The following is a 23,345-nucleotide window of genomic DNA, read 5'->3' as shown; positions in this document are numbered from 1 at the left end:
CGCCCGGTGGCTTAAGCTGCCGGGCCGAACCTACTTAACGTGGAGACCACCCTTGACAGCGCATGCCATCGAATTCAGGGACGTGTGGAAGGTCTTCGGAACGACTTCGAAATTCGACCTTGCCGACATACAACGCGAGTACCTCTCGAAGGCTACTCTCCTCGAGAAACATGGCTGCGTGGTCGCCATTGCCGGCGTCTCCTTCAAGGTAGAAGCCGGGGAGATCTTCTGTGTCATGGGGCTCTCCGGCAGCGGAAAGTCAACGTTAGTTCGCCATGTGAATCGGCTGATTAAACCCAGCGCGGGCCAAATCATTGTTGGCGGCGAGGACATCAACCTGAAATCCGAAAATGAGATGCGCGAGCTTCGCGCCCGGTCGATTGGAATGGTGTTCCAGAATGTGGCGCTGCTGCCGCACAGAACAGTCCGCGACAATGTGGCATTGAGCCTTGAGCTCAGGAAGGTCAGCGTCAGGCAACGCTATGAAATTGCAGAGGAAAAGCTGGAGCTGGTCCAGCTGTCCGGCTGGGGTGAACGCTATCCCGATGAGCTTTCAGGAGGGATGAAGCAGAGAATTGGCCTCGCCAGGGCCTTGGCGGCCGATCCAGCCATCCTGTTGATGGATGAACCATTTTCAGCGCTCGATCCTCTCATTCGCCGGGAACTGCAGGACCAGTTCAAAGAGCTATCCAACAAGTTGCGCAAGACGACGCTCTTCATAACCCATGATTTGGACGAAGCCGTCCGGCTGGGGCACCAGATCGGTGTCATGAAAGACGGCAAAATGCTTCAGATCGGCTCTCCTGAAGACATCCTCGGGAGCCCAAAGGATCCGTACGTCGAAAAATTTGTCCAGGGAAGCAGCCGGTTGAATCTCTTGAAGGCCGAGGCGGTAATGTCGCCTATGTCGAACTATGCGGGCTTGGGCGAGGGCAGGGCCCTGGCCGACGCGCCACGCCTGGGACCGCACGCCGGAATCAAGGAACTGATCGCGTTGTCCAATCGACATGACAACCGACCGCTGGTGGTCGTTGACGACGCGGGAGCAGACATGGGCATTGTCACGGCGTCGTCTCTCCTGCGCGGCATACAGGACCGGCTTTAGCGGTTCTCCATGTACATAACCGTAGCGCATAAGCTACATCATTTTTAATTGTTAGTTTCGGGCGGATTTCTGCCCTATATTCTGACCTCAAGCAGGGAACAGCAAATATGTCCGCAAGAGCAGGTGGCCGGGACGCCCGACAGAAACTTCGCTCCGATAGGTCGGTTACGTTCATGCCGTCGTTGGAACGGGGTCTTCCTTATATAGATTTGTTGAGTCCCGACGAATTGCTTAGGCTTCACGACTATTCGATGCAGATACTTGAAGAGATAGGCATCGAATTTCGCGATGACGAAGCCGTTGAAATGTGGCGCGCAGCGGGTGCCAGTGTGACCGGTCAGCGCATCAGAATCGACAGAAACCAGCTGATGGAGCTCGTGGCGAAGGCTCCGGAGTACATTACAATCCATGCTCGAAATCCGGCCAAGACGGTAACCATCGGGGGGCGGAAGACGATCTTTACGCCGGCGTATGGATCGCCGAATGTTCTTGACTTGGAGGGCAAGCGGCGGAATTCGACGATTGCTGATTTTGTGAACTTTGCAAAGCTCGCTTACCAGGCTCCCTCGATGCATATGACCGGTGGCGTTCTTTGCGAGCCAATGGACATCGCCGTCCCCAAGCGCCACCTGCACATGAATTACAGCTTGATAAAGTACTCTGACAAGCCGTTCATGGGTGCCGTTACCTCCCGCGAGAGAGCGGAAGACACCGTCACCATGGCCAAGATCGTTTTTGGTGAGGAGTTCGTCCACAACAACACAGTGATCGTCTCGATCGCCAACTGCAATTCGCCGCTCGTATGGGACGCGACGATGCTGGATTCAGTCAAGGTGTACGCAGCGAGCAATCAGGCCATCCTTTTCACTCCCTTTGTCCTGGCTGGCGCCAGCACCCCGGCCAGTACATTGGCCGCAGTCGCCCAGCTCAATGCTGAAGCGCTTGCCGGCATAGCATTCGCGCAGCTGGTGCGGCCAGGCGCGCCTGCCATTTATGGGCAGTGGCTGGCCACCGTTTCGATGAAAAGCGGCGCGCCAATGGCGGGCACCCCTGAGATCGACCACATGAACATGCTGGTCGGCCAGTTGGCCAGACACTACAAACTGCCCTGGCGGTGTAGCGGCAGTTGTACGAGCTCAAAGCTTGTCGATGCACAGGCCGGCTATGAAGCAGCCCGCAATATGTACGGTGTCCTGATTGCCGGTGCAAACTTCGTCTTATCCTCCACAGGTTACCTCGAAGGCGCCCTGACCCAAAGCTATAGCAAGTTCATGCTCGATGCCGAGCAGATGGTGATGTTTTATAAGCTCGGTCAGGGCCTCGTGAAGAGCGAGCTGGACGAAACGATGGACGCGATCCGCCAGAGCGAGCCGGGTGGCCACTACCTGGGAACCGCACATACACTCAAGAACTTCGAACAGGCGTTCTTCGTGCCTGAACTGATGGACCACGACAGCTTCGAGCAGTGGAGTTTTGCTGGCGCCCGGGATGCCAACACGCGGGGCCGAGATGCAGCTGTGCGGGCTTTGAAGGAATATCAAGCGCCGCCACTAGACGAAGCAATAGACGAGCAGCTTCTCGACTTCATGAAGCGCCGGGAACTCGATATCGGCGAAGCCGTCCTCTAGGCAATGCATTAGCTGTTTGGCAGCAGACACCGGTGAACGACACGCCGGGCTGTGGTTAAAAACGGCTGCCCTAGATGGCAAACAGCCGGAGCTAGGCGAAGGAGCATTGATGGAATCTATCCATTAGCCTGCCAGGGCACCCGGACAGCAAAGCCACAACCGCCAAGTTCCTCGGATTGGTGACGAACTCGAGGATCCCTTTGTGAAACCCATGGACGAATCCTAATGAATGTACGTCCCGATATCAGTGCGATGAACCCGTCGAGCACGGCAGAGGTACCGTCACAGGCGGGCCGCCCGATCGAGCTGGTAGTACTGGTACTTCCGGGGTTTTCGAATCTGGCACTCCACGCTTTTATCGAGCCATTCCGCATTGCAAACACCGTGACGCGCTTGAAGCTGTTCAAGTGGAAGATCGCAGGACTCAACACACATCCTGTTGAAGGCGCGAGCGGCATTTCGGTTGCTGTGGATGTGACGATTGACCAGCTCAATACGTATTCAGGCGCCCGGACGCCGGACCACCTCGTAATTGTTGCCGGCGAGCCAGTAGGGCGGCGGTTAAGCCCACAATTCAATAACTTTCTACGCATGATAGCTCGACGTGGTGTGCCCATATCCGCTGTGGGAACGGCGACATGGTTGCTCGCGCAGACCGGTCTTGTGGCGCAATCGCGCTGCACGATCCACTGGTCGCGGCTGGCGGCATTCTCTGAAGTGTTCAGCCAACCTCAGCTACGCGACTCTCTATTCGTTAAGGATGGACAATTTTCAACCTGTGCCGGAGAACTGGCATCCTTCGATCTGGCAGTCGATATAATCGCCAATCATGTCGGCGGGTTTACAGCTCAGCAGGTCTGCCGGCACGCGACGGTCGACGGTCAGCGCTCAGGTACCAACCGACAGACCGGGCCAACAGGACTCGCCTTTGCCGGGGTCAGCGACAAACTGCTTATGGCAATGCGGATCATGGAAGAAAACGTTGAATATCCGCTCAGCATGAGCGAAGTGGCCCGACGCGCCGGCGTGTCACGCCGCCAGTTGGAGCGCCTATTTGCAGCACATGTGCACATACCGCCGGTGCGCCATTACCTTCGAATCCGAGTAGACCACGGCAAGCGGCTAATCGAAGGAACAAGCATGCCGATTGTCGATATCGCGATAGCTTGCGGGTTTGTCTCTCCTTCACATTTCGCAAAGTGCTTCAGGGTGTTTAACGGGATCTCGCCGCAACAGTGTCGTTTAACAGTGCCGGCCTGGGTCGGACCTGGTCTCGGTTAAGTCTATCTGCAACGAACAGGCCCCTGCAAGCCCGGTTAGGCTGCCTTCGCGGGGCTCAACGCCTCAGACTAAACCGCTCAGATCCAACCATATGCCCGTCGCTGAACGGAAGTGTCCTCTAGGATAGTGTTGCGGTTGCAATGTGCTTATTGCTTCGATCAGCCCTGCTGCGCTAAGCCGCAATCCTCGGCCTTCCTGAAGCCACCGCAACCAAATGCGCCTCGATGAACATGCGCTGGCCTTCAACCGTGGATATACGGAACTGGGTCGAAACCTCGATCTCTAAGTTGTCGGTGCCAGCCTCCCTCGCCAGAACCACAGCGGTGGCCCGGACGTCGGTATCCGCCGCAGCGATCGCTGACGCCTCATCGAGGAAATCCCGGACCCTCCCGCCAGCGGCAAGCCGGAACAGTCCTTCCTTGGGTTGGCTGATATGTGCTTCAGCCGACACCCGGACTTGCCCGACGACGGCGCCGAGCGCGTTCGCGACATCGGTATCCTCCGGCACGACGCAGTCATTGCCGATAAGCTGTGGCAGGCCAGCATAGTGCAGGGGCGCCGAGGCGCCGAGCCCGATCACTGGACGGTCGAGCGCGACACTGAGACGCGCGATGCCAGGACGGCCGTCTACGGCACGCTGGACCAGCGCATGCGCCACTGTCGAAGCGCCGTCGAGCCCGTCCTCGGCAAAGGCCGTTTCAAGGATGACTTCGGCCGACAAGCGCGTCAATGCCACCAGCACCTGCTGCGAGATCGCTTCGGGAGAAGTGGCTATCGCTTGACCGCGCCCATCGCGCTTGCGGGCGAACAGTTTGGCGCCGAGCCGCGCAACAATGGGATCCCAATTCGCCTGCTTGCCCAGCACATGAGCCGCGTCCGAGGGGGTAAAGCCCAGGACATGCACCAGCCCGCGCGACACCAGCCGGTCGAGCGTTGCGTTCTGGGCATTGGAGCTGAGCAGTTTGTCAAGTGCAACGGCAACGGTACCGATCGTGTCGTAGAGTCGTGCCTCAGGAGCGGTCAGGCCGGCGGCGAGCCGGTCAGGAACGCCGGTGCGCACCGCAAAGCGGCCATCCATCCGGCCGGGATTGGGCGACCGCAGCTGGCGTTCGAGCTCCGCTGTGACGGCTTCGCCATGCGTCATGCCGGCCAGCGCGAGCGGAACCAGGCGGCGCGGCCCAAGCAGGATCTTAGGATTGAGTGCGCCATCCTCCAGCGCCACTTCGGAATCGCCGCCAAGACCGAAGGTGCGCATGGCTACAGCCTCGACCATGGTGCGGAAGCCCCCAACTGTGGCGCCTTCCGGGTCGAGCCGGGGCTGGCCCTTGTCGAGCACGGCGACGTCGGTAGTGGTACCGCCGATGTCGGATACCACTGCATTGTCGAACCCGGTCATGTGGCGAGCGCCAACCAAGCTGGCGGCGGGGCCGGAGAGAATGGTCTCGATCGGGCGCTGGCGGGCAAATGCAGCCGAGACCAGCGCGCCGTCGCCACGCACCACCATCAGAGGCGCTGCAATGCCGCGCCGCTTCAGAAAGCCCTCTGTCGCCGTCACCAGCCGGTCGATCATAGAGATCAGCCGGGCGTTGAGCAGCGTCGTCAGCGCCCGGCGTGGGCCGCCAAGCTTGTTCGACAACTCATGGCTGGCGGTGACTGGCAGCCCGGTACGATCGCGGATCAATTTGACGGCGGCTACCTCGTGCGCCGGATTGCGGGTGGCGAAATAGGCGCAGACGGCAAAGCCGGACACAGAGGAGCCAAGTTCCGGCAACATCGCCTCTATACCGGAGAGGTCAAGGCCAGCGGTATTGCCATGGACATCGTGACCGCCCGGGCAGAACAGCACCGGGTCGGTGCCAAGCGCTGCCTTCAACCCATCGCGGGCCAGGTCGGCCTCGGAGAACCCGATCATGACCAGCGCCACCCGGCCGCCCTGACCCTCGACCAGAGCGTTGGTAGCCAGCGTCGTTGACATCGAGACCAGCTTGATTGCTCCAGTGTCGGCGCCCGCCTTTTGCAATACCGCGTCGACGGCGCCTGATATGCCGACGGCAAGGTCATGTCTCGTAGTCAAGGCCTTGGCCTTGGCCAGCACTTTGCCCTTGTTCGGCCCCTCTTGCGGGCCTTCGGTCTCGGCCCATAGCACTGCATCGGTGTAGGTGCCGCCGGTATCGATCCCGAGGAACAGCGGCCTTTTTTTCCGGTTGGATCTCATCTTCAACAACTAGACGCCAAGCCCCACACCATGGTGCGGGTTCAAGAAGGGCCCTGATCCTCTGCCTGCCGAGCGACAGAAGCTGCCGCACCCCGTTCCAGTTCGGCTATGCATCGCTACAGCGCTAGCTTTGACAGCTTGGCACGATATTCCTCGTCCAAGATGGCCGGCAGGGAAATCTTCTTGGTCCGGGCACCGTCCACAGCGATCATTTCGCCACTAACGAAACTGGATTCGTCGCTCGCCAGCCAAAGGACCGCGTTCGCTACGTCCTTCGGAGAGCCTATCCTACCTACCGGATGAAGCTGTCCCAACTCTCGCTCGATCAAGCTTCGATCCGGGTGCATCTCTACGTACGACCGATTCAGATCGGTATCGATCCAGCCGGGGCACACGGTATTGCAACGTATACCATCGGGTCCCAAGTCAACTGCCAGCCCGAGCGTGAGGCCGTGTACGCCCGCCTTGGCCGCGGCATATGCCGTGTGCCAAGGATTGACCATAAAGCCCTCCACCGAGCCAATGTTGACGATTGCGCCCGAACCAGTTCGTCTCATTTCCGGGGCCACATACTTGGTCATAAGAAACGGACCGCGAAGATTGACCGCCATCAGCCGGTCCCAATCATCGACAGTCTGCTCGTCAATCGATTTATGAATCACGATGCCAGCATTGTTGACCAGGATATCGATCCTACCGAATCTCTGCAGGACCTCGTCGACGAATGCTCGAATGGAGACTTCCTTGGTGACGTCAAGCGGCAAACAAACGAACCCCTCAAGACTGGGCCCAGCGGTGCCAAGCTCGCCAAGCAGGTCGCCGACGACAACCGCCGCCTCTTCCTCAGCGAGCCTTTCGGCAATCGCCCTTCCTATTCCTCGGTTGCCGCCTGTAACGACGGCAACCTTGCCTGATAACCGGTCACCCATGGTTTCCCCTATCCTGCCGTGAAGCCACCATCTATCGGAACAGCAACGCCGGTTATGTGCCGCGCTTCCTTACTCGCAAGGAACACTGTCAGGATTGCTATTTCTTCTGGGGTGGCCACGCGCCCCTGGGGAATTGAAGCGATATTCCGCTGCAGGACCTCGTCCGGCGTAACCGGCTCGTTGTGAGCCGAAACGAGCATGGGTGTGTCGACGGCGCCCGGGCAGACGGCATTGATGCTGATTTGCTCTTTTGCGTGGTCCAGGGCCATGGCTCGAGTCAGCAGAACCGCCGCGCCCTTCGACGCGCAATAGGCAGCAAGATTGGAACAGCCGACCAAACCAACGTTGGAGGCTATGTTTACGATGCTACCGCCACCCGTTTGCCTCATGGCCTTCACTGCGGCGCGGCTAAAGTAAAACACGCCGCTGACATTAGCGTCGAAAGTCTGGCGCCAATCTTCATCCGAGGTTTCAACCGCGGTTCCACGCCGGATGATGCCGGCGCTATTGACCAAGACATCCAACCTTCCGAAGCGCTCCAAGGCGTAAGCGATTACCTGGTCGGCGAAGTCGGAGTCAGCCACATCACCGAGCATCAACTGGGCCGAACAACCCAGTTTCTGAACAGATTCCAAAGCTCTTTGGCCACGCTCGTGGTCGCGGCCGACCAATACGAGTGCTGCCCCTGCCGAGCCGAATGCCCGTGCCACAGCGCCCCCTATTCCGGACGTTGCGCCGGTAACGATAACGACCTTCTTGGTGTCCGTCATAAGACTGATGTCCAGCGTGGTGAGAGGCCTTCTGAAATGAATTCGAGGGCCTGCTTAAAGCACTATCTTCGCTTACTGCCAGTTCCTACCGTCCCGCAAGCGACCAAAAAGTCATGCGCCGGACAAGCTGAAGTCATAGTGCAGTGCGGTCTCAGTCGATTTCTCGTAAGCGCTGTCCCGGCGGCACCTTTCGCGGATGGATGTAAGGGACGATGTTCGAGGCCTTTGAGGGCTTCGACATATGACGATTTCAGAGTTTACGCTTAGGTCCAAGGACGAGGAGCCGGTCCGTCGGCTGGAGATCTTCACTGGTTCGGGTCGGCGGCGTGAGTGGCCGCCGGAGGAGAAGTCCCGGATAGTGGCGGAGAGCTACGAGGCGGACGAGACGGTTTGTGCTGTGGCACGCCGGTATGGACTTTCCCCGCAGCAATTGTTCACCTGGCGTCGGGCTGCTCGCCGGCCGATGGGGGAGGCAGCGGTATCGGAGTCCATGTTCGTTCCGGCGGTGGTGACGGCAGCGCCTCCGAAGCCCGCGGCGAAGCATCGGCCACAGCCAAGGAAGCTGGAGCCAGCTCGAGACGCTGGTGTGATCGAGCTTGAGATCGACGGCATCGCAATGCGGGTAGGTCGTGGGGCGGATTCGAAGACGGTTGCAGCGGTGATCCGTGCGCTGAGGGCAACGTCGTGATCGGGCCAACGGGAGCGGTCAAGGTCATGGTGGCGACGAAGCCCGTCGACTTCCGCAAGGGAGCGGAAGGTCTGGCAGCGCTCGTGCGCGAGGCGATGGGCGCGGATCCGTTCTCGGGCGCGGTCTACGTATTCCGGGCCAAGCGGGCCGACCGCATCAAGCTCGTCTACTTCGACGGCACGGGCGTATCCTTGTTCGCCAAGCGGCTGGAGGATGGCAAGTTCTGCTGGCCGGGCGTTACCGACGGCGTCGTGCGACTGACGGCGGCACAGTTGCAGGCACTCCTGGAAGGCCTCGACTGGCGGCGGGTGCACGAGACGCGCGAGACGCGTGTTCCTATTGCGGCGAGCTGACCATCACATCATTGCCAAATCACTGGAATCCATGCTTGAATCCGCTTCGTGACCGACGCGGCCTCTTCCCTTCCCGACGATCCTCACGCGCTTCAGGCGATGCTTTTGGCCGCGCGTGTGGAGAATGAGAGGCTCCGCCAAATCATCAAGGAGTTGCAGCGCTATCGCTTCGGGCGAAGGGCGGAGAGCCTGCCTGAGGACCAGCTTCTTCTGGGGCTGGAGGAAGCCGAGCAGGTAGAGGCGGAGGGCTTCGCCAGCGCGGAAGCCGCAGACCCTGCAAAGCGGGATGCCCGGGCTCGCAAGCGCCGCGCCAACCGCGGCTCGTTACCCGCCCATCTGCCGCGCGTTGAGCAGGTAATCGATATAGCCGACAAGATCTGCCCGTGTTGCCGAGGCCAGTTGCATGTAATGGGCGAGGACCTCTCCGAACGTCTCGACATGATCCCCGCTCAGTTCCGGGTGATCGTCACCCGTAGACCGAAGTATGCCTGTCGCGCCTGCGAAGAGGTAGTGATCCAGGCGCCGGCTCCAGCCCGCCTCGTCGAGGGCGGCATTCCCACAGAAGCCACGGTGGCTCATGTGCTGGTGTCGAAGTATGCCGACCATCTGCCCCTGTATCGCCAGGCCCAGATCTACGCCCGCCAGGGCGTTAACCTCGACCGTTCGACGCTCGCCGACTGGGTCGGCAAGGCTGCCTTCCCCTGAAGCCGGTGCATGAGCGGCTGTTCGAGCGGTTGAAGGCGTCGGACAAGCTCTTCGCCGACGAGACCACCGCGCCCGTACTCGATCCGGGCCGGGGGCGGACCAAGACGGGACAGTTGTTCGCCTACGCCCGTGACGACCGCCCGTGGGGCGGGATCGATCCGCCAGGCGTCGCCTATCTCTACGCACCGGACCGCAAGGCCGAGCAACCGATCCGGCATCTTCAGGGCTTTGTCGGAACCCTGCAGGTCGACGGATACGCGGGCTATAAAGCGCTGGCCGAACGCAACGCCGTGAGCCTAGCCTTTTGCTGGTCGCATGTGCGTCGCCGCTTCTATGAGCTCGCGCAGTCCGGCCCAGCGCCGATCGCGACGGAGGCGCTCGCCCGCATCGCCCAACTCTACCATGTTGAGAGCGAGATCCGCGGTCGCTCCCCCGACGAACGCCGCGCCATTCGGCAGGAGAGAAGCCGTTTTGTCATCAATGCCCTTGAGCCGTGGCTTAGGCAGCAACTCACCCTTATCAGTCAGAAGACCAAGCTGGCGGAAGCTATCCGCTACGCGCTCTCGCGCTGGCAAGGTCTGACACGATTCCTCGACAACGGTACGATCGAGATCGACTCCAACGTCGTCGAGCGCGCCATCCGACCCATCGCCTTGAACCGCAAGAACGCACTCTTCGCCGGCTCCGACGGCGGCGCCGAGCACTGGGCAACCATCGCTTCGCTGATCGAGACATGCAAGCTCAACGGCGTCGAGCCTCACACCTACCTCGCTGACGTGATCGCCCGGATCGTCGAGGGCCATCCACAAAGCCAGATCGATGATCTGCTGCCTTGGGCCTACAGCCCTATGCCGCTCAAGGCCGTGGCCTGAGAACAGCGGTTACGATTTCTCCATTGCCACGCAGACTCCATTAGTTGGAGATCGATCTCGAAATGCCCATGACTCCTGGTTATCCGGGCCCCCATTAATACTCATTTGAAGTGGGTTCAGCCTGCTCCTATAGGTCATCGTCATAGATTTCAGCGTGGCTAGTCGGCAGCGTCGCAGCGCGCGCAAAGGGGGCCGAGAATGGATTCCAAGTTGATTGGGCCAGGCCCTGATGGCCTCATACTACGCGACGACTGGAGCGACCTACGCAAGTTTCGGCCGATGCCGGATATCGACTTCAAAAGACTTGATGGGTACCGGAAGGGGCGTCTCAGGTCGGCGATGCGTGAGGCCGGCGTCGCTCTGTGCGTTCTCGTGAGCCCGATCACAATTCGGTATGCCGTTGACTACAATACATTTCCGTTGTTTCAATCACATATTCCCGTCACATATCTGTTTTTGCCACTCGATGGACCGATCGCCCTTCATCAGGCATTTACCTTCGGGTCCTCCGCAGACAGCGTAAGAGAGGGAAGGCCGATTTCGTTTTTTGAGGGTGGCAATGAGCTGCCGGAGGCCGCGAGACTTTTTGCCGACGACATTGTCGGCTTCCTGAGTGAGATTGGCACCACCAATCGCAAAGTAGCTGTGGAATATGTCAACCCCAGCATTACCCAGGCGCTGATGGAGCGTGGATTAGAGGTTGTTGACGCCGTCAACATAGTGGAAGGGGCGCGGGTTATCAAATCGGAGGACGAGATCGCTTGCATTCGCTGGGCGTGCGCCGTTGCCGAGCACGGCATCGCTCACATGCAGGCGAGCATGGGCCCCGGTGTGACTGAATTGCAGCTTTGGGGGCTGCTCAACTATACCAACCTCGCCAACCAAGGCGGTTGGCATGAAGGGCGAATGCTCGCTTCGGGTCCGCGCATCAATCCCTGGCTGCAGGAAGCCACCCAGCGCGTTATCGAACCGGGCGACCTGGTAGGATTCGATACTGATATGGTGGGGCCATTTGGATATTTCTGCGATGTCTCACGCACGTTCTACTACGGGAAGGAGCCGCCCAGTGCGCGCCAGCGACAGCTGTACAAGCTGGCATATGACGAATTGCAAACAAACATGAAGCTTATACGTCCAGGTCTTAGTATGAAGGATTTGCAAGCGTCCGCTTGGCCAGTCCCCGAAGAATTCCGGGAGCAAGCCTACCCCTGCGTTGTCCATGGGGTTGGCATGTGCGATGAATATCCACAGGTAAAGCCACGGTTTCGCGGCTCTGTGGCGTATGACGCAGCCCTTGAAGCGGGAATGGTCATATGTGTCGAGAGCTACATTGGCGCAGTTGGCGAAAGAGATGGCGTAAAGTTGGAGGAACAGCTGCTTGTAACCTCCGACGGCTATGAGGTGCTATCAAACTATCCGTTCGAAGAGCGCTTGCTGGGTTAGCGAAGTCTACGCAGCTCTGCAGTAAACAGGAGACTTTCTTGAGGCTGAGGCAAAGCTTCATCACCGGTCGTTACCCGGCCGCCTGCGATTGTCGGAGGAATTAGAATGGGAGGCCCATGTCTCAAAAACCGCAGCATTTTGATCGCGACGGATAACTTTGCGTTGGCTTTCAAAATGAAAGATGCTCTTGAAGGCGCAAACGTCATTTACCCCGTCAACACCATTGAAGATGCCCTCGATTTGATAATGTCGTCGGCAGTAATAAACTGCGCTCTCCTTGGAGTGAACTTGCAGGGCGAGGCAACATTTGTCGCAGCAGATCACCTCATGCGACGCCAGATACCATTCGTATTTTTGGTTGGGCACAACGCATCGGATATACCGGATCATTACGGCCATATCGATCGCTATGAGGAGCCAATAGTCCCCGCGCAGCTGATCGAAAGGATTGAGTCGCTAGCACCGTCTTCAAGCTCATTTGCAAAGTTTTGATGTGACCATTCCGGCCCGACGCGCAGACGCTATGCAAGAATTAGGCGTAGGCGGCGCTACGAAACGCGTGCGGCGTCATTCCCCGATGGTGCCTGAATTGTCGGACGAGATGGGAGTCATCTGAGAACCCTGTCTCAAGGGCGATATCAGCAAGGCTTTTGTCTGTTGTCAAAAGCAGGAGTTCGGCATGATCTAGTCGTATTAGGCGAAACGCTTGGCTCGGCGTGATTCCTAGATTGTTAGTGAATTTGCGTTCCAGCTGGCGGCGACTGAGTCCAACATACTTGGCTACCAGATCGACGGTAAGCGAGGCGTCAATATGCTGATGCATAAACAACATTGCCTTGCGAACAGTTGGTACCTTTGTCTCGATTTTCAGCGGAAAACCCGGCTGCGCCTCCTCTGGCCCGGCTATGCCTGATATGTTTAGCATGCGTAAACTTTTTCGCGCAGATGTTTTGCCGACATGGCGCTGTACGATCCAGGCGGCAAGATGCGCTGAGCTATTGCCCCCAGGGCATGTCAGTCGATCTCTATCCACCACGAACATTTGGTCTGAGACGGGCTCCGGCCCACCGCAATACTCTATGAAATCATGGTGATGGAACCAGCTGACGCAACATTTGTAACCGTCCAGCAGTTTCAGTTCATAAAGAAGGAAAGACCCCGTACAAATGCCAATGAGCGGCACCCCAGTCCGAGCCGCGTCGCGCAGAAACTGCCGATAGGGGGGACCCACGTCAGAGGACTGCTCGAGCAGTCCTCCGACAACGGCGATGTAATGGAACCGGCCTGGATCACCTAATCTTTGATCCGGCTGTATGGTAAGTCCGCAGCTCGACCGGACCGGGTTCATCGTGTCGGAGAGAATTCTCCAATCGCAATTCATCCTTTCGCTGCGATCGCCTTCATCACTCGAAAGCCTTAGCACGTCGACGAAATTTGCCAGCGCGCTAAGCGTAAATCGGGGTGTGACTATGATGCCGACCGAAAGCTTAACGTTAGGCATCGTACGTAGTTCGGCTTTCAATATCGCCCTCCAGTCCGGCGGGGCTCGTCGTGTCCGCCGCAAACAAAAAAGACTGGCAGCCCGTCAGCCTGCTTTCCCTGTCGGATGCCTCCCTGTGATAAGCTTTTCGCAAGCGGCATCCGGATCATTCTTTCAGTTGGCTTCATTACCTGAAATGACAGTGATCAGACTGAATTGGAGGCGCTCTAGCAATCGCACACGGTATTAGGGGGGCTAGCTGCTAGCGGCGGACCCGGCGACAACCCCGCAACCGCCCTATAATAGGAAAAGGCCTTGCTTCCGGCGCGCACACGAACGACAGCTTCGCTGCACCGACGTCGCTTCCAGGCTCGTCTCGAGAATTTTGTTTACCGTTGCGACCAGCGTGAACCGCAATCCCGCAAATTGGTCGGGTAAAAAAATGACTGATCCCGAAAAGAAATCCGTGGTCGTGACTGGGGCTGCTGGCGGCATGGGCCAGGCAATCTGCAAGAAGTTTGTCGCCAACGGGTATTTTTTCATCGCCGGCGACGCCAACGCGGCGAGATTAATTGACTCAATCGGCGAACTCAACCGAAGCGGGCAAAATGCTGTTGCCAAACCCGGCGATCTGAGAAGCAAGGCCTATTGCGAGGATCTCATCGATGAGGCCATCGGCCTTACCCGGGCGGCTGGACGCCCTGGTTAACAATGCAGGCATCATTACGCGCGGCACCATTCTTGAAACCAGTGATGAGGATTGGGAAAGAACCTTCGATATCAATCTGAAATCGATATTTTACACCTGCAGGCGGGCAGTTGGTTTCATGAAGGGCCACGGCGGCGGGTCGATCGTCAACATTTCCTCGACATGGGGCATTTATCCCGGGCCGAGTCATGCGGCTTACTGCGCTAGCAAAGCCGCCGTAGCCACGTTTTCGAGGTGCCTCGGCCGCGATCATGCCGGGGATGGAATAGGATTAACGCCGTCTGCCCCGGCGAGATAGATACGCCGATGCTTCGCTCAGGCTTCAAACATCGCGGTTTCGATCCCGACACAGCGGTTGCCGAGCTTAGCAAATCAAATCCGCTTGGCCGGCTTGGCAACCCGGAGGATATTGCCGATGCGGTGTTTTTCCTGAGCTCGGACGCCGCTCGCTTCATAGCAGGCACCACACTCGAGGTCGCTGGCGCAAAGGCCGTCTACTAAGGAGTTGATTGATGGGTGATCGACTTGCACTCCAGCTTCCGGTGATCGCCGGCGGCCGGGCAGGGGAGGGGCTCGTGCCAGATTATGTCGAATGGATAGCCACGCTCCAGATGTTATGGCACTGCGACCATCGACGAACAGCTCGCCCAGCCTGGCCGCCGGACCGGATACTCGAAGTCAGCCAATCACACGCTAGCCGCCGCGATGCACATCATGCGCGAGAACATAGAACCATCGCTGCCGATGGGAGAGGTGGTCAGATAGGTGGATGCCTCACGCCGCCAGCTTCAACGCTTGTTTGCTGCTCATATCGGTATCCCGCCAGTTCGACATTACATTAAAACCCGGGCAGCCCCTCCTGTCGGAGCAATTGTTCACGGCTGACCCTTGCAGGGAACCGATAGCTCCAGGCAGCTTCGACCAGCATTCGCCGGGCGGTTCCGTTGCCTGCTTTCGTTACGCCGCCCTGACGCCTGGTTCCGCCGCTGGAATATTCCGAGGGGACGAGACCGAGATAGGCCATAAGCTGCCAGGGGTTCTCAAAGCGCGTGATGTCGCCGAGTTCCGCGATCACGGTCGCGGCTGTCACAACGGCCATTCCGCGAAGCGCTTGCAGGGCGTGGACCACCGGCGCCAACACCCAGTCCACGAGCATGGTCTCGATCTGTGCCGTCAGCCGATCACGACGGGCCGTTGCGGCTTCGATCGTTGACATACAGTCTTCCAGGACGATGTGGTGGGCGAGCTGCTCGAATCGTAGTCCAGCCAGCCAGCGGCGATGCATCTGCGTCCAGGCGGGACGATTGTAGTGGAATCCGTGACGCAACAGAAATCCGGAGAGCTGCTGGCGGGCCTGCCGCAAGCTACGAACCGCGGCCAGGCGTGCGCGAACCAGATCGCGCATTGCCGCAAGGTCGGGAATCCATACGGGCGTCAGTTCGCCGGCCCGATGCAGCTTCGCCAGATTGATGGCGTCCCGACGGTCCGTCTTGATCCGATCTCCCGGCTTGCGAGGGATCAGCGACGGCGCGACCACCACACAATCGTGCCCCGCCGCGGTTAGTTGCCGCTGAATGCCGTAACCGCACGGTCCGGCCTCGTAGCAGAACCGCAGCACCGCTCCCGGCTGGGAGAGCTTGCTCAAAAGGCGCGTCAATGCCGCAGGCGTATTCGATATCTGCCCGTGTTCGCGAACCTCTCCGCGCCTGTCTCCAAGTGCCAGAGCGACCGAAATCGTCTCCTTGTGAACATCCAACCGACGTAGGTGATATGCTCGTCCATGGCCCGTCTCCTATGCATGAGGCTCGGCGCCGGGATATCCAGCGCAACCCTCGATAAACATACTGTGAGACGGGTCGCCCTATCTCAGGCGAACATGTGGTCTAGGATAGTTGAGGGAGCTTGGGACCTGCCGCTGGATCGCCCACGGCGACACAGACTTACCCTCCCGCACCGGCAAGACCCATCTCGCGGTGAGCCTTGGCTCGGGAGGCAATCCGCCAGAATTACAACGTGCAGTTCGTCACGGCCACGCTGATGGCGATGCTGGCCAAGGCCCACAGCAAAGGGTCACTTGACTAGTAGTTGACGATCCTGTCACGGCCGAAATTGGTGATCGTTGACGAGCTCGGATAACTACCCCGGCCGCTCACCTCTTCTTCCAACTGGTCTACAGGCGCTACGAGAAGGGATCGATCCTGATTACTCCAACCGTTCGTGGGTGAATGGAGGAAGCGTTTTTTTGGAGATCCCATGGTCGCCACAGGATCGCCTGCCCGACTTTCAACAGCGATCACCATCCGGGTGACATGTACAGGCTACGCGCAAAGCGCCGGACGGGCGCCTGAAACAAACGAACCAACTAATGAAGGGAATTAGTTCGTCAGTTCAACAAGGAGTAAATTCCTATATCGTTGACAAAAAATACGACGTATATCTCGAAATTGTAACGGTAACGTAATATAAAATTCTCAAAATCACCTTTTTTCTTCTGCATGTCGCTGGTACAGTCGCTCTTGAGAATACCAAATCGGCTTTTTCTGCTACCATCTTGAGAGTGTCGATGGCTTATCCTAGAGAGCGTCGATGCAGGAACCGCCATAGGCCAGGTCAGGAATTGCTGATCAATCCCGCCGGCCGGATCAAGCCGAGAGGGTGGACATATGCTTCCGCCAGAGGACGTCGACGTGATTACCTCGTGTCTCGGCGCCTTCGCATGGTCAAACAACCATGCTCTGCATGGTGGCAAGGAACAGTCTGTGGTTTCAGCCGCGGCCATTGCGCGCATGAATGCAGTGCCGCACCGATCTACCCTTACACGGAGGAATTGTTATGAACACCCTGGATCAGCAGGCAGCACCGGAGCAATCCGCACGAGAGCGCATGAAGGCATCCCATGCCCTCGATGGCGATGCCGTTCGCTTGGCCGACTTATATCGCGGATGGGCGAGTGCCTTTGATCTGGATCAGGGCCGCATCGGGTACTGCGGGCCAATGATCGTGGCGGAACTGGCAGGCGCCGCGCAGACGGCCTATTTGGCCGGGCAGCGAAACGCCATCGCAATCCTGGACGCTGGCTGCGGAACAGGGCTCGTCGGCGTCGAACTGGACCGCCTCGGCTTCCGGTTGATTGATGGGTTCGATCTCTCCGAAGAGATGGCCGAAAAGGCCCGGCAAACCGGCGTCTACCGCCATGTCCGAGGCGACGTCGATCTTAATAGACGGCTCTCCGACTACTCCAGCGCGAGCTATGACCTGACCGTCTGCTGCGGTGTCCTCACGCTCGGCCATGTCCAACCGCATGGGTTGCGCGAGTTGGCTCGCGTCACCCGCCCGAATGGCTTCGTCATTGCAAGCACCCGCAAGAGCTATGCGGAGACGACATCCTTTGAAGACCAGGTGCGGCATCTGCAGGATGAGGGCGTCCTTATGTTGGCACAGTGTCTACGGAACGGCAGATACGTCGCCGAGGAGGGCGCGCACTACTGGGTCTTCCAGGTGCCCAAGAAGACCAGCGCACCAGAGCAGCCGAGGGTATGACGACCCTACCGCAAATCTTGCTGTCGAAACTGGCAGCCGATGCAAGGCATCAAGATCATCCCGGACGGCTCCGGCGAGTTCACGCGCAAGTTGGCATCGGGTCGCTAGGACAATCTCTGCTTCGGTATGCGCTGCTGGCGCTACGCCGCCGCCTTGATCAACAATGGCATTGTGGAGAAGTGGTTCGAGGAGGAAGGCTAACCCTATGTCTCTCGTCTGCTCTTAGTCGCCGAGCTCCGGCTCCTCCTCAAGGAGGTTGCGGGATACGGGCCCAAGTGTTTGCGCATGACGTCCTTATAAGGAGACCGCACGAGATCGGTCTCGGCGCCCCCTCAAGAAATTCGTCGCGCATATTAGCCGGAAACGGCTTGCCTATCATCCGCTTGAGCGATGTGGCGATTGTCTGGAGTCATCGCTCCCTCCGCTGCCTTTCCGTCAAGCCGAAAGAGTTGTGGTTCAGATACTTCACCCATTCGAATTGGCTCACAACCACGCCTTCGGCGTGTGTGAACCGGGACATCGCGAACAAGTGTGCGAGGACATCGCGGACAGTTTTCCACGCTATCACCCCAAGGCATTGAGGTCGATAGTCCTATTTTCTGATGTCTGAACCAAGCCTCGAAGACGCCGTCTGTGGCGGTTGGCCTGGTCGACGGACGTTCCTGTGAGGACCCTGCACAAACGCATGGTGTGGCCAAGAATGGATACCAAGCCATGCTGCAGTACGCGAGCGCTGCGGCCGATGTTCCACACGACCAATTCACCAGCGGCAAAAGCTTTAAGTGGCTTACCAGCGACGCTCTCTTCAGAAGCGGAAGGCGACCGGTCATCTATCGGAAGGACGACGGAGTTACGTCGGATCCCGTACATTTATGTCATCATCACGCACATCTATAATAAACCGAAGTTTTAGCAGCAGATCTATCCTGCTGTCCCAAAAGGATTTGTTCGTTTGGCACGGTACATGCTCGGCTGTGTACAACGGTGCCAAAGAAGGCGTGGTGATGTTAATAGGGGTTAAAAATGGATTTAGGGCTTGACGGCAAGGTGGCAATGGTCGCGGCCGCCTCCAGCGGCTTAGGTTTGGCCACAGCTGAGGAGTTCGCCAATGAAGGCTGCCGCCTGTCCATCTGTGGGCGGGATCCCGGGCGGCTGGAAAGAGCAGTGGATCGGTTGCGCAGCAAAGGCGCCGAAGTGCTGGCGCGCGCGACCGATGTGACTGACTGCGCGGATGCAGCAGCTTGGGTTGCCGAAACAGCAGAGCATTTTCGATGTATCGACATCTTAGTGACGAATTGCGGCGGCGTTTCTGCCGGGCCACCCTCGGCCATGACGCCCAATGATTTCGACGATGCGTTTGACCGAGTGCTTTTACCTTCGATAAATCTAGTTGCAGCTGCCTTGCCGTATCTGCGGCGCTCGCGGGCGGGGCGAATATTGATGGTCGCTTCCGAGACTATTGTTCGGACCCCAGTACATTTCGCGCTGTCGGGGGTCGCGCGAGCAGGACTGGTGCCCTACTGCCATACGCTCGTACAAGAATTATCGGGGGAGGGCGTCACCGTAAACGTGCTCGCTCCTGGAGCACACAGTACCGCGATTCACGAAGCCAATCGCCTCGGCGACCACGCCGAAGCCATCCGCGCGCTCGAGGATAGGACCCCGGCCCGACGCCTTGGCGATCCCTCGGAATTCGCGGCAGTAACTACATTCTTGGCCAGCGCCCGGGCGGCCTATGTCAGCGGCGCCCTGATTGTCATCGATGGTGGGCTGAGTGCAACCGTTTAAACAATTCATCGCACTAGAGCCATCGCATGAACGAAGCTAACGCAAGCACGGAAAACCAAGGCATCGTGGGCGATTTTGGCACGCGTCTTTCGAGGCAGGTTGTGCCACGGTGAAGATTGGAGAAGCTAGCACGACGGCACATGGTGGCCGAATTTACCGGCTTGCAGCTTCGTTCAAGGAGACATTGTCCAGAAGCGCGATAAACGCGCCACCCGCCATGAGCACACCAAAGTATAAGAAAGACGTTGCGGTGCTCCTCCGTCGCGCCAGTCTGGCTCATTTTGGTCTGCAACGCAGATATCGACATCATTAAGCCAGCGCATTCATATGAAGAGATGGGATGGGACGAAACTGCCGATAACAATATGCATGGCTAATACTATTGTGCCAAGTGTGACGATCAAGCAATGCTTGGATTAAGGCAGCGATAGCATCATTACCTTTAAAGGACAACTGCTACTATGACGCTTTCCAACAAGGTGGTTATCGTTACTGGCGCGACTTCCGGGATAGGGGAGGCCGTCGTACAGGCCTTCGCCGCGACGGGGGCGTCACTGGTTTTGGTCGGCCGCGATCGGGAGCGTGGCCAAAGAGCCTTAGAGTCGGTACAGAAGCTCAATTGCCAGGCCGAATTGATGCTCGGCGATGTGGCTGACTCGGCCTTCGCCGACCATGTGGTTAATTCCAGCGTAAAGCGGCTCGGAAAGGTCAGCGTCTTGGTGAACAGCGCCGGCATCATCCGGCGTAGAAGCGCCCCCGATACCACCGATGATGATTGGCGTCAGACATTCGACGCCAATGTCAACGGTGTGTTCTACTTCAGCCGCGCCACAGTGAAGTCTATGAGGAGGACCGGCGGCGGCAGCATTGTCAACATAGCCTCGAATGTGGGGCTGGTTGGCTCTCCCGGGTTGGCTGCCTATTGTGCGTCAAAGGGCGCCGTCGTTCTTTTGACACGAGCAATGGCGCTCGATCACGCCAAAGAACAAATCAGCATCAATGCCATCTGCCCTGGCGCCGTCGATACACCGATGCTTGTGTCGGCTCACAACACACCGGTTACGGCGGACGAGATATTGCGAAGGAATATTGATTCAATACCCCAGGGTCGCGTGGCCACGCCGAAGGAAATAGCAAGCTTGACGGTGTTCCTCGCGAGCCAGGAAGCCAGGCACATCACCGGGGTTGCTGTTCCGATAGATGGCGGCTTCACGGCAAGATAGGAGGGATCATGGGTAATCGGCTTTCAGGCAAAGTTGCCATCGTCACCGGTGGCAATCAAGGCATAGGGCGTGCAATTGCTGGGAGGCTCGCCGATGAAGACGCTATCGTTGTCGTCGGCGATTTGCGTGATGATCGCTCCGCCGAGTTCGGCAGCGCCGAGAGGCTCACGTCCATGGCTCTTGACGTCACCAAGGAGGTCTCAATTCGCGCATTTGTTGACGACGTCCTCGAGAAATTTGGCAGGATCGATGTACTGGTCAACAATGCTGGTAAGGTCATTCATAAGTCCATCGACGAACAGACTGCCGAGGATTGGGATGGGCTTATGGCGGTCAATCTCCGCGGTCCGTTTTTAATGGCCAAGTATGTGGTCCCGGAAATGAGACGTAGCGGCTCGGGAACGATCGTCAACATCGGGTCGGTCGAAGGCTATATGGTTAACCCTTGGCATACTGCATACGCTGCCACGAAGGCCGGCGTGCATGGTCTTACGCTGGGACTGGCAGTTGACCTCGGGCCGGATGGCATACGTTGCAATACCGTTTGCCCCGGTTGGATCAATACCGAGCTGAATCGTGCGTATGTCGAGATGCACCCGGGCCGAAGCTTGATCGAGCAGGAATTGGGTCAACTTCACCCAGTAGGAAGGACTGGCGCCCCTGACGAGATAGCTAATGCGGTGCTTTGGTTAGCTAGTGAGGAATCCAGTTTCGTAAGTGGGGAAATGATCTCCGTCGACGGCGCGCGGACCAAGAAGATATCGCTGCCTGCCATCTTGGATGAGGAGTATCGGGCCAAGCTGACGAAGCATAGTGATGGGTCGGAAAGATATACCTGAAAAATTGACCGTAGTGTGAAGTCACTTCCCGATGCTTTGCAAAGCGGTCGGAACATTCAGCATTCGCAAACGCTGCTTAGTGCAATGGCCCAATCAAGACCCGGCTTTGTTTGATCCGGATAGTTTTTTGTGGGCGGCTTCCCCAAGGCCTAATATACGGCAAGTTTCATAGGTTAACTCCTTACCGCGTCTGTCATCGTCCCCCAAGGGGCAGCTCGATTGGTCCTCTACAACCAACCAGACCACGGCGCGCCTCCTCCCTTGGGAGCCACCAAATCAAGTAGGGCCAAAGCGCGTGAGGGCCGGGCGTCGTTGTAGCACAGCCGCTGTTCGCAGCCGCGAAGCAGATGATCCTCGGCTCGCGGCGAGCCGCCGCAGTCTGTAGCCGCACTGATCAATCACGAGTCACAGATCCCATGGGGATGGATGCCGGCCAGCGTTTTTGCAGAATGATTGGCCGAACGACCAACCACTATTCTGAGGCCCCGATGCTCAAGACCGAAAGACCCGCTGCCGCCATCCAGATCAATCTTGCGGCAATTTTCGTTCCGATGGAACTGTCCCGTTCAACCTGGCTGATTACAGCGCTGTTGCCGGGGAACGGCTAGAAGATGTCGAAGTATCCCATACCAGCCGGCAACATTGCCGGGCTGTTTGATCTGTTTTCGAAGCTGCGGGAGAGAAGCCGCGTCAAGACCGGGCAGAGCTATCCGATCATTACGATCCAGGAGGCTGGTCTCGATGGCTTCTGGATACACCGGGCTCTCGTGAAAGAAGGCTTCGAGAGCCACGTTGTGGACCCGGCGTCGATCGCCACGCCACGTCGTCATCGGCGTGTGAAAACTGATCGGATCGATGGTGAGGCGCTACTGGTGAGAACGATGTCCCATGAAGATGAGGACTGGCGGCGAATTGGCCGGGAAGTCAAGGCGCTGATGGTCGAGCGTGTCGCCCATGTCAATCGCATCAAGGGTCTGCTGTTTTCGCAAGGCATCACCGACTACGAACCACTTTACAAAAATCGTCGCCAGCGGCTCGAAGGGTTGCGGACGGGAGATGGACATACACTGCCACGGCACATGAAGGCCCAGATCAGCCGGGAGCTGGACCGGTTGGAACTGGTCATCAATCAGATCAAGATCATCGAGGATGATCGCGATGCGCTCATCGCGGCGCAGACCGCTGACAGCACGAAGCCTGCGCCGGTCACGATGCTGCTTGAAATCAAAGGACTCGGTGCGGAATTCGCCAATCCTTTGGTCGGAGGGACTGTTCCGGCATTTTGACAACAGTCGCCGCCTATGCCGGCCTCGCGCCGATGCCCTGACAAAGCGGCTCGATTAACCGCGAGCAAGGCGTATCAAAGGCGGGCAACCCAAGATTCCGAACAACGCTGATCCAACTGGCCCGGCTATGGTTGCGGCACCAATCGGCATTGGCAAAATGGTTCAAGGCACGCGTTGAGCAACGGTGGGCGCATGAAGAAAACGACCATCGTCGCGCTGACGCGCAAGCTGCTGGTCGCCCTGTGGAAGTACGTGGCCTCTGGGATCGTGATCGAAGGTGCCGTTATGAAAACGCATTACACGTCGACCACTTCATCTTTCTGAAATCTACCGGGGCCTCATAAACCCTGGCGGATCCAGGTGACGACCGAGTGAGCGTTTGGCAAAAAATGCCGTTTCACAGAATGGTCTCCTCATCCTGGGCTCAGCCCGCCGAACGCGGGATATTGGTGCGAATAAACTGCGACCGAATGTGAGTTGGATGAGGCTCC

The 23,345-nt window shown here is 58.3% G+C and carries 16 protein-coding genes and 5 pseudogenes; 16 read left to right on the top strand and 5 right to left on the bottom strand.

The window, feature by feature from the left end:
* The first annotated feature begins 52 nt into the window (after window positions 1-52).
* The 3 genes from NL532_RS30190 (at window position 53) to NL532_RS30180 (ending at window position 4,014) form a co-directional block, all read left to right on the top strand.
* Window positions 53-1,105 (top strand): quaternary amine ABC transporter ATP-binding protein, encoded by a 1,053-nt coding sequence (locus NL532_RS30190; RefSeq protein WP_023829697.1) that lies wholly within the window; start codon window positions 53-55, stop codon window positions 1,103-1,105.
* 107 nt (window positions 1,106-1,212) lie between these two features.
* Entirely contained in the window at window positions 1,213-2,733 is a 1,521-nt protein-coding gene (locus NL532_RS30185) for a trimethylamine methyltransferase family protein (RefSeq protein WP_031201904.1), read from the top strand.
* Between the two features lie 225 nt (window positions 2,734-2,958).
* Complete coding sequence (locus NL532_RS30180; RefSeq protein ID WP_023697240.1) at window positions 2,959-4,014, top strand: GlxA family transcriptional regulator; 1,056 nt, start codon at window positions 2,959-2,961, stop codon at window positions 4,012-4,014.
* A 172-nt stretch (window positions 4,015-4,186) separates the two neighbouring features.
* Here NL532_RS30180 and NL532_RS30175 read toward each other — a convergent pair whose 3' ends face one another.
* From NL532_RS30175 to NL532_RS30165, 3 genes are all read right to left on the bottom strand, one after another.
* Window positions 4,187-6,229 carry a hydantoinase/oxoprolinase family protein gene (locus NL532_RS30175; RefSeq protein WP_023829696.1) on the bottom strand — a complete coding sequence of 681 codons (2,043 nt, stop codon included), beginning with the start codon at window positions 6,227-6,229 and terminating at the stop codon, window positions 4,187-4,189.
* A gap of 116 nt (window positions 6,230-6,345) precedes the next feature.
* Window positions 6,346-7,158 carry an SDR family NAD(P)-dependent oxidoreductase gene (locus NL532_RS30170; RefSeq protein ID WP_023697238.1) on the bottom strand — a complete coding sequence of 271 codons (813 nt, stop codon included), beginning with the start codon at window positions 7,156-7,158 and terminating at the stop codon, window positions 6,346-6,348.
* Between the two features lie 8 nt (window positions 7,159-7,166).
* On the bottom strand, window positions 7,167-7,928 hold the full coding sequence (locus NL532_RS30165) for an SDR family NAD(P)-dependent oxidoreductase (protein ID WP_023829695.1): 762 nt from the start codon (window positions 7,926-7,928) through the stop codon (window positions 7,167-7,169).
* 241 nt (window positions 7,929-8,169) lie between these two features.
* On the opposite strand from NL532_RS30165, the gene tnpA reads away from it, so the two are divergent.
* The 5 genes and pseudogenes from tnpA (at window position 8,170) to NL532_RS30140 (ending at window position 12,481) form a co-directional block, all read left to right on the top strand.
* Entirely contained in the window at window positions 8,170-8,616 is a 447-nt protein-coding gene (tnpA, locus tag NL532_RS30160; protein WP_023697236.1) for an IS66-like element accessory protein TnpA, read from the top strand.
* Window positions 8,613-8,969 carry an IS66 family insertion sequence element accessory protein TnpB gene (gene tnpB / locus NL532_RS30155; RefSeq protein WP_023829694.1) on the top strand — a complete coding sequence of 119 codons (357 nt, stop codon included), beginning with the start codon at window positions 8,613-8,615 and terminating at the stop codon, window positions 8,967-8,969. The genes tnpA and tnpB overlap by 4 nt, the downstream gene beginning before the upstream one ends.
* A 99-nt stretch (window positions 8,970-9,068) precedes the next feature.
* Window positions 9,069-10,546 (top strand): annotated as a pseudogene (tnpC, locus tag NL532_RS30150) (IS66 family transposase).
* Window positions 10,547-10,744: 198 nt separating this feature from the next.
* Entirely contained in the window at window positions 10,745-11,989 is a 1,245-nt protein-coding gene (locus tag NL532_RS30145) for a M24 family metallopeptidase (RefSeq protein ID WP_023829693.1), read from the top strand.
* Between the two features lie 174 nt (window positions 11,990-12,163).
* Window positions 12,164-12,481: a response regulator gene (locus tag NL532_RS30140; RefSeq protein ID WP_155923857.1), complete on the top strand. Its 318-nt coding sequence runs from the start codon at window positions 12,164-12,166 to the stop codon at window positions 12,479-12,481.
* A 40-nt stretch (window positions 12,482-12,521) separates the two neighbouring features.
* On the opposite strand, the gene NL532_RS30135 is transcribed toward NL532_RS30140, so the two are convergent.
* The gene (locus NL532_RS30135) at window positions 12,522-13,511 is read right to left on the bottom strand and encodes a GlxA family transcriptional regulator (protein ID WP_031203452.1); all 990 of its coding nucleotides are present in this window, start codon (window positions 13,509-13,511) and stop codon (window positions 12,522-12,524) included.
* 400 nt (window positions 13,512-13,911) lie between these two features.
* Between NL532_RS30135 and NL532_RS30130 the strand changes: the two genes are divergently transcribed.
* The gene (locus NL532_RS30130) at window positions 13,912-14,178 is read left to right on the top strand and encodes an SDR family NAD(P)-dependent oxidoreductase (protein WP_023697231.1); all 267 of its coding nucleotides are present in this window, start codon (window positions 13,912-13,914) and stop codon (window positions 14,176-14,178) included.
* Window positions 14,135-14,679: pseudogene (locus NL532_RS30125) on the top strand (SDR family NAD(P)-dependent oxidoreductase). The gene NL532_RS30130 and the pseudogene NL532_RS30125 overlap by 44 nt, the downstream one beginning before the upstream one ends.
* Before the next feature lie 346 nt (window positions 14,680-15,025).
* Here NL532_RS30125 and NL532_RS30120 read toward each other — a convergent pair.
* Window positions 15,026-15,960: pseudogene (locus NL532_RS30120) on the bottom strand (IS110 family RNA-guided transposase); the annotation flags it as partial.
* A 1,050-nt stretch (window positions 15,961-17,010) separates the two neighbouring features.
* On the opposite strand from NL532_RS30120, the gene NL532_RS30115 reads away from it, so the two are divergent.
* The 6 genes and pseudogenes from NL532_RS30115 to NL532_RS30090 all read left to right on the top strand — a co-directional run bounded on the left by NL532_RS30115 (window position 17,011) and on the right by NL532_RS30090 (window position 23,178).
* Window positions 17,011-17,718 carry a class I SAM-dependent DNA methyltransferase gene (locus NL532_RS30115; RefSeq protein WP_023697226.1) on the top strand — a complete coding sequence of 236 codons (708 nt, stop codon included), beginning with the start codon at window positions 17,011-17,013 and terminating at the stop codon, window positions 17,716-17,718.
* 51 nt (window positions 17,719-17,769) lie between these two features.
* Window positions 17,770-17,916: pseudogene (locus NL532_RS30110) on the top strand (peroxiredoxin); the annotation flags it as partial.
* 825 nt (window positions 17,917-18,741) lie between these two features.
* Complete coding sequence (locus NL532_RS30105; RefSeq protein ID WP_023697225.1) at window positions 18,742-19,506, top strand: SDR family oxidoreductase; 765 nt, start codon at window positions 18,742-18,744, stop codon at window positions 19,504-19,506.
* 461 nt (window positions 19,507-19,967) lie between these two features.
* Window positions 19,968-20,729: an SDR family NAD(P)-dependent oxidoreductase gene (locus tag NL532_RS30100; RefSeq protein ID WP_023697224.1), complete on the top strand. Its 762-nt coding sequence runs from the start codon at window positions 19,968-19,970 to the stop codon at window positions 20,727-20,729.
* Between the two features lie 8 nt (window positions 20,730-20,737).
* The gene (locus NL532_RS30095; protein ID WP_023829692.1) at window positions 20,738-21,568 is read left to right on the top strand and encodes an SDR family NAD(P)-dependent oxidoreductase; all 831 of its coding nucleotides are present in this window, start codon (window positions 20,738-20,740) and stop codon (window positions 21,566-21,568) included.
* Window positions 21,569-22,056: 488 nt separating this feature from the next.
* Window positions 22,057-23,178 (top strand): annotated as a pseudogene (locus NL532_RS30090) (IS110 family RNA-guided transposase).
* Window positions 23,179-23,345: the final 167 nt, after the last annotated feature.

It is taken from the genome of Mesorhizobium sp. C120A (assembly GCF_030323105.1).
Taxonomy (GTDB): domain Bacteria; phylum Pseudomonadota; class Alphaproteobacteria; order Rhizobiales; family Rhizobiaceae; genus Mesorhizobium.
The sequence above is the reverse complement of the archived record's forward strand: the minus strand, read 5'-3'. Positions and strand labels throughout refer to the sequence as shown.